13 protein-coding genes and 1 riboswitch are annotated in these 11,647 nt (G+C 39.7%); all 13 genes read left to right on the plus strand.

All coding sequences use genetic code 11. From position 1 onward, the window contains the following. Nucleotides 1-19: 19 nt before the first annotated feature. Nucleotides 20-1,318, plus strand: coding sequence for an ATP-dependent helicase ComFA (locus D8836_RS00115; RefSeq protein ID WP_125392812.1), 1,299 nt, complete (start codon nucleotides 20-22; stop codon nucleotides 1,316-1,318). Continuing rightward, nucleotides 1,315-1,977, plus strand: coding sequence for a ComF family protein (locus tag D8836_RS00120; protein WP_125392813.1), 663 nt, complete (start codon nucleotides 1,315-1,317; stop codon nucleotides 1,975-1,977). Before D8836_RS00115 ends, D8836_RS00120 begins: the two co-directional genes overlap by 4 nt. Before the next feature lie 79 nt (nucleotides 1,978-2,056). Further along, nucleotides 2,057-2,605, plus strand: a complete 549-nt coding sequence (hpf, locus tag D8836_RS00125; RefSeq protein ID WP_000599100.1) for a ribosome hibernation-promoting factor, HPF/YfiA family — start codon at nucleotides 2,057-2,059, stop codon at nucleotides 2,603-2,605. Nucleotides 2,606-2,739: 134 nt separating this feature from the next. Beyond that, complete coding sequence (locus D8836_RS00130) at nucleotides 2,740-4,713, plus strand: DHH family phosphoesterase (protein ID WP_125392814.1); 1,974 nt, start codon at nucleotides 2,740-2,742, stop codon at nucleotides 4,711-4,713. Continuing rightward, nucleotides 4,710-5,162: a 50S ribosomal protein L9 gene (gene rplI, locus D8836_RS00135; protein WP_125392815.1), complete on the plus strand. Its 453-nt coding sequence runs from the start codon at nucleotides 4,710-4,712 to the stop codon at nucleotides 5,160-5,162. Before D8836_RS00130 ends, rplI begins: the two co-directional genes overlap by 4 nt. 43 nt (nucleotides 5,163-5,205) lie before the next feature. Next, complete coding sequence (gene dnaB, locus D8836_RS00140) at nucleotides 5,206-6,558, plus strand: replicative DNA helicase (protein ID WP_004263550.1); 1,353 nt, start codon at nucleotides 5,206-5,208, stop codon at nucleotides 6,556-6,558. A gap of 1 nt (nucleotide 6,559) precedes the next feature. After that, nucleotides 6,560-6,826 carry a Veg family protein gene (locus D8836_RS00145; RefSeq protein WP_001278169.1) on the plus strand — a complete coding sequence of 89 codons (267 nt, stop codon included), beginning with the start codon at nucleotides 6,560-6,562 and terminating at the stop codon, nucleotides 6,824-6,826. Between the two features lie 89 nt (nucleotides 6,827-6,915). Then, nucleotides 6,916-8,034 carry a choline binding-anchored murein hydrolase CbpD gene (cbpD, locus tag D8836_RS00150; RefSeq protein WP_125392816.1) on the plus strand — a complete coding sequence of 373 codons (1,119 nt, stop codon included), beginning with the start codon at nucleotides 6,916-6,918 and terminating at the stop codon, nucleotides 8,032-8,034. Between the two features lie 80 nt (nucleotides 8,035-8,114). After that, nucleotides 8,115-8,217, plus strand: a riboswitch (TPP riboswitch). Nucleotides 8,218-8,285: 68 nt separating this feature from the next. Continuing rightward, nucleotides 8,286-8,576 (plus strand): thiamine-binding protein, encoded by a 291-nt coding sequence (locus tag D8836_RS00155; RefSeq protein WP_045612468.1) that lies wholly within the window; start codon nucleotides 8,286-8,288, stop codon nucleotides 8,574-8,576. Continuing rightward, complete coding sequence (locus D8836_RS00160) at nucleotides 8,539-9,297, plus strand: ABC transporter permease (RefSeq protein WP_185761567.1); 759 nt, start codon at nucleotides 8,539-8,541, stop codon at nucleotides 9,295-9,297. The genes D8836_RS00155 and D8836_RS00160 overlap by 38 nt, the downstream gene beginning before the upstream one ends. Nucleotides 9,298-9,334: 37 nt before the next feature. Continuing rightward, on the plus strand, nucleotides 9,335-10,342 hold the full coding sequence (locus D8836_RS00165) for an ABC transporter substrate-binding protein (RefSeq protein WP_125392818.1): 1,008 nt from the start codon (nucleotides 9,335-9,337) through the stop codon (nucleotides 10,340-10,342). Continuing rightward, nucleotides 10,342-11,070, plus strand: coding sequence for an ABC transporter ATP-binding protein (locus D8836_RS00170; protein ID WP_125392819.1), 729 nt, complete (start codon nucleotides 10,342-10,344; stop codon nucleotides 11,068-11,070). Before D8836_RS00165 ends, D8836_RS00170 begins: the two co-directional genes overlap by 1 nt. A 118-nt stretch (nucleotides 11,071-11,188) precedes the next feature. Next, the gene (locus D8836_RS00175) at nucleotides 11,189-11,647 is read left to right on the plus strand and encodes a CtsR family transcriptional regulator (RefSeq protein WP_001211279.1); all 459 of its coding nucleotides are present in this window, start codon (nucleotides 11,189-11,191) and stop codon (nucleotides 11,645-11,647) included.

Here is an 11,647-nt window from a genome sequence, read left to right on the forward strand (position 1 = left end):
TTTTTACGAATAAAGAAGTATGAAAGTAAATCCAAATTATCTCGGACGTTTGTTTACGGAGAATGAATTAACTGAAGAAGAACGTCAGTTGGCAGAGAAACTTCCAGCAATGAGAAAGGAGAAGGGGAAACTTGTCTGTCAACGTTGTAATAGTACTATTCTAGAAGAATGGTATTTGCCCATCGGTGCTTACTATTGTCGAGAGTGCTTGCCGATGAAGCGAGTCAGGAGTGACCAAGCTTTATACTATTTTCCGCAGGAGGATTTTCCTAAACAGGATGTTCTTAAATGGCGTGGTCAATTAACTCCTTTTCAAGAGAAGGTGTCAGAGGGACTGATTCAAGCAGTAGACAAGCAAGAGCCAACTTTAGTTCATGCGGTGACAGGGGCTGGAAAGACAGAAATGATTTATCAAGTTGTGGCTAAGGTGATTAATAGGGGTGGTGCAGTTTGTTTGGCCAGTCCTCGCATAGATGTTTGTTTGGAGCTGTACAAGCGCCTGCAAGATGATTTTGCTTGCGAGATAGCTCTTCTACATGGAGAATCAGAACCGTACTTCCGAACCCCATTAGTTGTTGCGACGACTCATCAGTTATTGAAATTTTATCAAGCTTTTGATTTGCTGATAGTGGATGAAGTAGATGCCTTTCCATATGTTGACAATCCAACGCTTTACCATGCTGTCAAGAATAGTGTAAAGGAAAATGGGCTGAGAATCTTTTTAACAGCGACTTCGACAGATGAGTTAGATAGGAAAGTCTGTTTAGGAGAATTAAAAAGATTGAGCTTACCTAGACGATTCCATGGGAATCCATTGATTATTCCTAAGCCAGTTTGGTTATCGGATTTTAATTGCTATTTGGATAAAAATCGTTTGTCACCAAAGTTAAAGACTTATATTGAGAAACAGAGAAAGACAGCTTATCCGTTACTCATTTTTGCATCAGAAATTAAGAAAGGAGAGCAACTAAAAGAAATCTTACAGGAGCAATTTCCAAATGAGAAAATTGGCTTTGTATCTTCTATCACAGAAAATCGATTAGAGCAGGTACAAGCTTTTCGAGATGGGGTGCTGACTATACTCATCAGCACAACTATTCTAGAGCGTGGTGTTACTTTTCCTTGTGTGGATGTTTTCGTAGTAGAGGCCAATCATCGTCTGTTTACCAAGTCTAGTTTAATACAGATTGGAGGACGTGTCGGTCGGAGTATGGACAGACCGACAGGAGATTTGCTTTTTTTCCATGATGGATTAAATACTTCAATCAAGAAGGCAATTAAGGAAATTCAGCAGATGAACAAGGAGGCGGGGCTATGAAGTGCTTATTGTGTGGGCAGACTATGAAGGCTGTTTTAACTTTTAGTAGTCTCTTACTTCTGAGGAATGATGTTTCCTGTCTTTGTTTAGATTGTGATTCTACTTTTGAGAAAATTGGAGAAGAGCACTGTCCAAACTGTATGAAAACAGGTTTGTCAACAAAGTGTCAAGATTGTCAATTTTGGTGTAAAGAAGGAGTTGAGGTCAGTCATAGAGGGATTTTTACTTACAATCAAGCTATGAAGGATTTTTTCAGTCGGTATAAGTTTGATGGAGACTTCCTTTTAAGAAAAGTGTTCGCTTCATTTTTAAGTGAGGAGTTAAAAAAGTACAAAGAGTATCAATTTGTCGTAATTCCCCTAAGTCCTGAAAGATTACTTGAGAGGGGATTTAATCAGGTTGAAGGTTTAGTTGAAGCAGCAGGTTTCAAGTATCTGGATCTATTAGAGAAAAGAGAAGAGAGAGCTAGTTCTTCTAAAAGTCGCTCAGAACGTTTGGCGACAGAACTTCCGTTCTTTATTAAAAGTGAAGTCACTATTCCTAAAAAAATCTTACTTATAGATGATATTTATACTACAGGAACAACTATAAATCGTGTGAAGAAACTGCTGGAATATGCTGGTGCTAAGGATGTAAAAACATTTTCCCTTGTAAGATGAGGAAAAAATTTGCAAAAATAAAATGAAAGCGTTATAATGAAATCAGAAAAACAAAAATGTTTAGAAAGAAGGTACTCATATGATTAAATATAGTATCCGTGGTGAAAACCTAGAAGTAACAGAAGCAATTCGTGATTATGTAGTTTCTAAACTCGAAAAGATCGAAAAGTATTTTCAAGCTGAACAAGAGTTGGATGCTCGAGTTAACTTGAAGGTGTATCGTGAAAAAACTGCTAAAGTGGAAGTGACAATTCCACTTGGTTCAATTACTCTTCGTGCAGAAGATGTGTCCCAAGATATGTATGGTTCAATTGACCTTGTAACCGATAAAATTGAACGTCAGATTCGTAAAAATAAAACAAAAATCGAGCGTAAAAATAAAAATAAGGTAGCAACTAGTCAATTATTTACAGATGCTTTGGTGGAAGATCCAAATGTTGTCCAGTCTAGAGTTGTTCGTTCAAAACAAATTGATTTAAAACCAATGGATTTGGAAGAAGCTATTCTACAAATGGATTTGCTGGGACATGATTTCTTTATCTATGTGGATGTTGAAGATCAAACAACCAATGTGATTTATCGTCGTGAAGATGGAGAAATTGGTTTGTTAGAAGTTAAAGAATCTTAATTTCAATATGTGTAAAGGAAGGTTTACTGAATTGTAAACCTCCTTTTTCTTAAATTGATAGAATTACTGATTACACTTTTAAAAAGTCGCTTTTTGGTGGTTATTATGGTATAATGGGTGCCAAGAGGTTTGGAATGAAAAAATTTTATGTAAGTCCTATTTTCCCCTTAATATTAGGAATAGTGGCGTTCGGAGTGCTATCTGTGCAACTTGTTTTTGTAACGAATACACTGGTAACGCTATTTCTTTTGCTACTTATTTTGGGTTCATATATTTTATTGTTCATCCATCAGAGAGACTACTACTCAAGGAGTGAAGTAGAACAAATCCAGTATGTAAACCACCAAGCTGAAGAAAGTTTGACAACCTTGTTAGAACAGATGCCTGTTGGAGTTATTAAATTAGACTTGTCGTCAGGTGAAGTTGAATGGTTTAATCCTTATGCTGAATTGATTTTGACTAATGAAGTGGGCGAGATTGATGTTGCATTAATTCAAACAATTATCAAGGCTTCTGTGGGGAATCCAGGTTCTTATGCCACCTTGGGTGAGACTCGCTATTCGGTTCATATGGACAAGGTGTCTGGAGTTCTTTACTTCTTTGATGTGTCTGGAGAATACGAAGCGACTGTTGAGTTAGTAACGAGTCGACCTGTGATTGGGATCGTTTCCGTTGACAACTATGATGATTTAGAAGATGAAACATCGGAGTCTGATATCAGTCATATCAATAGTTTTGTAGCCAATTTTGTTTCAGAATTTGCTGGGAAGCATGCCATGTTCTCCCGTCGAGTGAGTATGGACCGTTTTTATTTATTTACAGACTACACGGTGCTTGAGGGATTGATGAATGATAAATTTTCTGTTATCGATGCTTTCAGAGAAGAGTCGAAACAGAGACAGTTGCCTTTGACCTTAAGTATGGGATTTTCTTATGGTGATGGAAATCATGATGAGATAGGGAAAGTTGCTTTGCTCAACTTGAACTTGGCTGAAGTACGTGGTGGCGACCAAGTGGTTGTCAAGGAAAACGATGAAACGAAAAATCCAGTTTATTTTGGTGGTGGATCTGCTGCCTCAATCAAACGTACACGGACTCGTACGCGTGCTATGATGACGGCTATTTCAGATAAGATTCGTAGTGTGGATCAGGTTTTTGTAGTTGGTCACAAAAATCTAGATATGGATGCTTTGGGTTCTGCTGTAGGCATGCAGTTGTTTGCGAGCAATGTGACTCAAAATAACTATGCTATTTATGACGAAGAACAAATGTCGCCGGATATTGAACGAGCTGTTTCATTCTTAGAAAAAGAAGGAGTTACAAAGTTGTTGTCTGTTAAGGACGCAATGGGGATGGTGACCAATCGTTCTTTGTTGATTCTTGTTGACCATTCAAAGACAGCTTTAACTTTATCAAAAGAATTTTATGATTTGTTTACTCAAACCATCGTCATCGACCACCACAGAAGGGATCAGGATTTCCCAGATAATGCAGTTATCACTTATATCGAAAGTGGTGCAAGCAGTGCCAGTGAGTTGGTAACGGAATTGATTCAGTTCCAGAATTCTAAGAAAAATCGTTTGAGTCGTATGCAAGCAAGTGTCTTGATGGCTGGTATGATGTTGGATACTAAAAATTTCACCTCACGAGTGACTAGTCGGACATTTGATGTTGCTAGCTATCTCAGAACGCGCGGAAGCGATAGTATTGCTATCCAGGAAATCGCTGCGACGGATTTTGAAGAATATCGTGAGGTCAATGAACTTATTTTACAGGGGCGTAAATTAGGTTCAGATGTATTGATAGCAGAGGCTACGGACTCGAAATGCTATGATACAGTTGTTATTAGTAAGGCAGCAGATGCCCTATTAGCTATGTCAGGTATTGAAGCGAGTTTTGTTCTTGCGAAGAATACACAAGGATTTATCTCTATCTCAGCTCGCAGTCGTAGTAAGCTGAATGTACAACGGATAATGGAAGAGCTGGGAGGTGGAGGCCACTTTAATTTGGCAGCAGCTCAAATTAAGGATTCAACCTTGTCAGAAGCAGGTGAAAAACTGACAGAAATTGTATTAAATGAAATAAAGGAAAAGGAGAAAGAAGAATGAAAGTAATCTTTTTAGCAGATGTTAAAGGAAAAGGTAAAAAAGGCGAAATTAAGGAAGTGCCAACAGGGTATGCGCAAAACTTTCTTATCAAAAAGAATCTAGCCAAAGAAGCGACTGCTCAAGCTGTAGGTGAACTTCGTGGTAAACAAAAATCTGAAGAAAAAGCTCACGCTGAGATGATTGCAGAAGCAAAAACAATTAAAGCCCAACTAGAAGCAGAGAAAACTATTGTAGAATTTGTTGAAAAGGTTGGTCCAGATGGTCGTACCTTTGGTTCCATTACCAATAAGAAAATTGCAGAAGAATTGCAAAAGCAATTTGGAATTAAGATTGATAAACGTCATATCCAAGTACAAGCTCCGATTCGAGCAGTTGGTTTGATTGATGTACCAGTGAAAATCTATCAAGATATTACAAGTGTAATCAATCTTCGTGTGAAAGAAGGGTAAATTTACACTTTCTTGACAAGATTGTAAAAGGAAGGGAAGTCTGATGGCAGAAGTAGAAGAGTTACGAGTACAACCTCAAGATATCTTAGCTGAGCAATCCGTTTTAGGGGCTATCTTTATTGACGAGAGTAAGCTTGTTTTTGTGCGAGAATATATTGAGTCTCGGGACTTTTTTAAGTATGCCCATCGTTTGATTTTCCAAGCTATGGTCGACTTATCCGATCGTGGCGATGCTATAGATGCAACAACGGTTCGTACCATTCTTGATAATCAAGGTGATTTACAGAATATTGGTGGCCTGTCTTACTTGGTTGAGATTGTCAATTCTGTGCCAACTTCTGCTAATGCGGAGTATTATGCTAAGATTGTTGCAGAGAAGGCCATGCTACGTCGATTAATCTCCAAGTTGACAGAGTCTGTCAATCAAGCTTACGAGGCTTCGCAACCAGCTGATGAAATCATTGCTCAGGCAGAAAAAGGCCTGATTGATGTCAGCGAAAATGCTAATCGAAGTGGATTTAAGAACATTCGAGATGTGTTGAATATCAACTTTGGAAATCTGGAAGCTCGCTCGCAACAAACGACCGATATTACAGGTATTGCGACAGGCTATCGTGACTTGGATCATATGACGACTGGACTTCATGAGGAGGAGTTGATTATCCTAGCAGCCCGTCCAGCGGTTGGTAAGACAGCTTTTGCCTTGAATATTGCTCAGAACATTGGGACTAAGTTGGACAAAACGGTTGCTATCTTTTCGCTCGAAATGGGTGCAGAGAGTCTAGTAGACCGTATGCTTGCGGCAGAAGGGTTGGTAGAGTCGCATTCTATCCGTACGGGTCAATTGACTGATGAGGAGTGGCAAAAATATACCATTGCTCAAGGGAACCTAGCTAATGCAAGTATCTATATCGATGATACGCCAGGGATTCGGATTACAGAGATTCGCTCTCGTTCTCGTAAATTGGCTCAAGAAACTGGAAATCTTGGTTTGATTTTAATAGACTATTTGCAGCTTATCACGGGAACTGGTCGGGAAAATCGTCAACAAGAGGTTTCAGAAATTTCACGTCAGTTGAAAATTTTAGCTAAGGAACTGAAGGTTCCAGTAATCGCTTTAAGTCAGCTTTCTCGTGGTGTAGAACAACGTCAGGATAAGAGACCGGTCTTGTCTGACATTCGTGAATCTGGGTCTATTGAGCAGGACGCTGATATCGTAGCCTTTCTTTATCGCGACGACTACTATGAGCGTGGTGGTGAAGAAGAGGAAGGCATACCAAATAATAAGGTAGAAGTTATTATCGAGAAAAACCGTAGTGGAGCTCGTGGAACGGTGGAATTAATTTTCCAAAAAGAATACAATAAATTTTCAAGTATCTCAAAGAGGGAGGCATAAGATGTCAGATGCATTTACAGATGTAGCCAAGATGAAAAAAATAAAAGAAGAAATCAAGGCACATGAGGGACAAGTCGTAGAAATGACTTTGGAGAATGGTCGTAAGCGCCAAAAAAATAGATTGGGTAAGCTAATTGAGGTTTATCCATCCCTATTTATCGTTGAATTTGGGAACGTTGAAGGAGATAAACAAGCTAATGTTTACGTTGAATCCTTTACTTACTCAGATATCCTTACAGAAAAGAATTTGATTCATTATCTTGACTAAAGTGAGAAATTTTCTCACTTTTTCTTTTTTTCTCCGAATAGTTTAAGTGAAGGTAATCTTCGATTTATATTATTTTTCAAGGAGGAAGAATGAAAATTTCACCATTTAAAGTAGCAGAGACAAGATTTTCTTTTAGAAAATCAGCTAAAAAGGTTGTTCCCTTTTTAGTAGTAGGATTGATGTTAGCAGCGGGTAATAGTGTATATGCCTATTCCGGAGGAAATGGATCAATTGCGCGTGGGGATGATTATCCTGCTCATTATAAAAATGGGAGCCAGGAGATTGATAAGTGGCGCATGTATTCTCGTCAATGTACTTCTTTTGCAGCCTTTCGTTTGAGTAATGTCAATGGTTTTGAGATTCCGGCTGCTTATGGGAATGCGAATGAATGGGGCTATCGTGCTCGTCGTGAAGGCTATCGTGTAGATAATAGACCAGCGATTGGCTCCATTGCTTGGTCGACTGTAGGAACTTATGGTCATGTTGCCTGGGTGTCAAATGTAATAGGAGATGAGATTGAGATTGAAGAATACAATTATGGAATAAGGGAATCTTACAATAAGCGCGTCGTGAAGGCGAATACTATGACTGGTTTTATTCATTTTAAAGATTTAGCTGGTGGCAGTGTTGGGAATAGTCAATCCTCAGTTTCAACAGGAGGAACACATTATTTTAAGACTAAGGCTGCTATCAAAAATCAGCCTCTAGCTAGCGCAACTGCGATTGATTACTATTATCCTGGGGAGAATGTTCATTATGATCAAATTCTCGAAAAAGACGGATACAAGTGGTTGAGTTATACGGCTTATAATGGAAGTCGTCGCTATATCCAGCTAGAGGGATTGACTTCTTCACAGAATTATCAGAATCAATCAGGAAATAGCTCTAACTATGGATCCAATAACAGTTCAACTGTCGGTTGGAAGAAAATAAATGGTAGTTGGTATCATTTTAAATCAAATGGGTCTAAATCAACAGGCTGGCTGAAAGATGGTTCTAGTTGGTATTATTTGAAATCATCTGGTGAAATGCAGACAGGCTGGTTAAAGGAAAATGGTCTGTGGTATTATTTAGATAGTTCAGGTGCAATGAAAACGGGCTGGTACCAAGTATCTGGTAAGTGGTATTATTCTTACTCTTCAGGCGCCTTAGCTGTCAATACGACAGTGGATGGCTACAGAGTAAATAGTGATGGAGTACGAGTATAGAAAATTGGAGTAGGAAAATTTCCTACTCTTTTCTGTAAGCAGTTTCCTTGACATTTTTTTGTTTTACGCTATCATATGTCCATATAATATATGGGAGTCTGTGTACAGTCTGAGAGGAAGTGTTAAACTTCGACCGCACCTGATCTGGGTAATGCCAGCGTAGGGAACGATACTTAGTCTATTATTGACCTTTTCCATATATGGTAAAGGTTTTTCTTGTTGTCAAAGGAAAACGAGAAGAGGAGGTTCTTATGAAAGCAAGCATTGCCTTGCAAGTTTTACCCCTATCACAGGGAATTGATCGGATTGCTGTTATCGATCAAGTCATTGCTTATCTGAAAGCTCAAGAAGTGACTATGGTGGTGACACCATTTGAAACGGTCTTGGAAGGGGAGTTTGATGAGCTTATGCGCATTCTCAAAGAAGCGCTAGAGGTGGCAGGGCAGGAGGCAGATAATGTCTTTGCTAATGTCAAAATAAATGTAGGAGAGATTTTAAGTATTGATGAGAAACTTGAAAAGTATACTGAGACGACACATTAGTCTATTGGGCTTTCTAGGGGTCTTGTCAATCTGGCAGCTAGCAGGTTTTCTTAAACTTCTCCCCAAGTTTATCCTGCCGACACCTCTTGAAATTCTCCAGGCCTTTGTGCGTGATAGAGAATTTCTCTGGCACCATAGCTGGGCGACCTTGAGAGTGGCTTTACTAGGGCTAATTCTGGGTGTCTTGATTGCCTGTCTCATGGCTGTGCTCATGGATAGTCTCTCTTGGCTCAATGATCTTATCTATCCCATGATGGTGGTTATCCAGACCATTCCGACCATTGCCATAGCACCTATCTTGGTCTTGTGGCTAGGTTATGGGATATTGCCCAAGATTGTCTTGATTATTCTGACGACAACCTTCCCTATTATTGTTAGTATCTTGGACGGTTTTAGACATTGTGACAAGGATATGCTGACCTTGTTTAGTCTGATGCGAGCAAACCCTTGGCAAATCCTGTGGCATTTTAAAATCCCTGTCAGTCTGCCTTACTTTTATGCAGGTCTGAGGGTCAGTGTCTCCTACGCCTTTATCACAACAGTGGTATCTGAGTGGTTGGGAGGCTTTGAAGGACTAGGTGTCTACATGATTCAGTCCAAGAAACTGTTTCAGTATGATATCATGTTTGCTATTATTATTCTGGTATCGATTATCAGTCTTCTGGGTATGAAGTTGGTCGATATCAGCGAGAAATATGTTATTAAATGGGAACGTTCGTAGAATTAGAATGTTTCAAAAAAGAAAAGAGGAAATCAAAATGAAAAAAACATGGAAAGTGTTTTTAACGCTTGTGACAGCTCTTGTAGCTGTTGTACTTGTAGCTTGTGGTCAAGGAACTGCTTCTAAGGACAACAAAGAGGCAGAACTCAAGAAAATTGACTTTATCCTAGACTGGACACCAAATACCAACCACACAGGGCTTTATGTTGCTAAAGAAAAAGGCTATTTCAAAGAAGCTGGAGTGGATGTTGATTTGAAATTGCCACCAGAAGAAAGTTCTTCTGACTTGGTTATTAATGGTAAGGCACCATTTGCAGTGTATTTCCAAGACTACATGGCTAAGAAGTTAGAAAAAGGTGCAGGAATTACTGCCGTTGCAGCTATCGTAGAGCACAATACATCAGGAATCATCTCTCGTAAATCTGACAATGTAAGCAGTCCAAAAGACTTGGTTGGCAAGAAATACGGAACTTGGAATGACCCAACTGAACTTGCTATGTTGAAAACCTTGGTAGAATCTCAAGGTGGAGACTTTGAGAAGGTTGAAAAAGTACCGAACAACGACTCAAACTCAATCACACCGATTGCCAATGGCGTCTTTGATACTGCTTGGATCTACTACGGTTGGGATGGTATCCTTGCTAAATCTCAAGGCGTAGACGCCAACTTCCTGTACTTGAAAGACTATGTCAAGGAGTTTGACTACTACTCACCAGTTATCATCGCAAACAACGACTATTTGAAAGACAATAAAGAAGAAGCTCGTAAAGTCATCCAAGCTATCAAAAAAGGCTACCAATACGCTATGGAACACCCAGAGGAAGCGGCAGATATCTTGATTAAGAATGCACCTGAGCTAAAAGAAAAACGTGACTTTGTTATCGAATCGCAAAAATACTTGTCAAAAGAATACGCAAGCGATAAGGAAAAATGGGGACAATTTGATGCAGCTCGCTGGAATGCCTTCTACAAATGGGATAAAGAAAATGGTATCCTTAAAGAAGACTTGACAGACAAGGGCTTCACTAACGAATTTGTGAAATAATGACAGAAATTAGACTAGAACACGTCAGTTATGCCTATGGTGAGGAGAGGATTTTAGAGGACATCAACCTAGAAGTGACTTCAGGAGAAGTGGTTTCTATCCTAGGTCCAAGCGGCGTTGGAAAAACCACCCTCTTTAATCTGATTGCTGGGATTTTAGAAGTTCAGTCAGGGAGAATTGTCCTTGATGGTGAAGAAAATCCCAAGGGGCGGGTGAGTTATATGTTGCAAAAGGATCTGCTCTTGGAACACAAGACGGTGCTTGGTAATATCATTCTGCCCCTCTTGATTCAAAAGGTGGATAAGGCAGAAGCTATTGCTCGCTCAGATGAAATTCTTGCGACCTTCCAGTTGACAGCTGTAAGAGATAAATACCCTCATGAACTCAGTGGTGGGATGCGCCAGCGTGTGGCCTTGCTCCGGACCTACCTTTTCGGGCACAAGCTCTTTCTCTTGGATGAGGCCTTTAGCGCCTTGGATGAGATGACCAAGATGGAACTACACGCTTGGTACCTTGAGATTCACAAGCAGTTGCAGCTAACAACCTTGATCATCACGCATAGTATCGAGGAGGCCCTCAGTCTCAGCGACCGCATCTATATCTTGAAAAATCGCCCTGGGCAGATTGTTTCAGAAATTAAACTAGATTGGTCTGAAGATGAGGACAAGGAAGTCCAAAAGATTGCCTACAAACGTCAAATCTTGGCAGAATTAGGCTTAGATAAGTAGAAAAATAGGGAGTTGGTGAAGATTATCCTTTACCAGCGCCCTTTTTCTTTTAAAAATGAGAAAATTTCGGTATAATAGTCAAAGATAGTCAAGGTTTAAAGAGAGAGGTGGGTTTGTAATGAGATTTAAAAATACATCGGATCATATTGAGGCCTACATCAAGGCGATTTTAGATCAATCTGGTATCGTGGAGTTGCAACGTAGTCAGTTGGCAGATACTTTTCAGGTTGTTCCCAGTCAGATTAACTATGTGATCAAGACACGCTTTACGGAAAGTAGGGGCTACTTGGTTGAAAGTAAGCGTGGTGGCGGAGGCTACATTCGTATAGGACGGATTGAGTTTTCTAGTCATCATGAAATGCTCAGGGAGCTGCTTTACTCAATTGGTGAGCGGGTCAGTCAAGAAATTTATGAAGATATTCTCCAGCTTTTGGTTGAGCAGGAATTGATGACCAAGCAGGAGATGAATTTGCTAGTATCAGTAGCTTTGGATCGCGTTTTAGGAGAAGAAGCTCCAGTTGTTCGTGCAAACATGCTACGACAGGTCATACAAGAGGTAGATAGAAAAGGGAAGTAA

It is taken from the genome of Streptococcus mitis, from assembly GCF_003942995.1.
In the GTDB taxonomy this organism is placed as follows: domain Bacteria; phylum Bacillota; class Bacilli; order Lactobacillales; family Streptococcaceae; genus Streptococcus; species Streptococcus mitis_CV.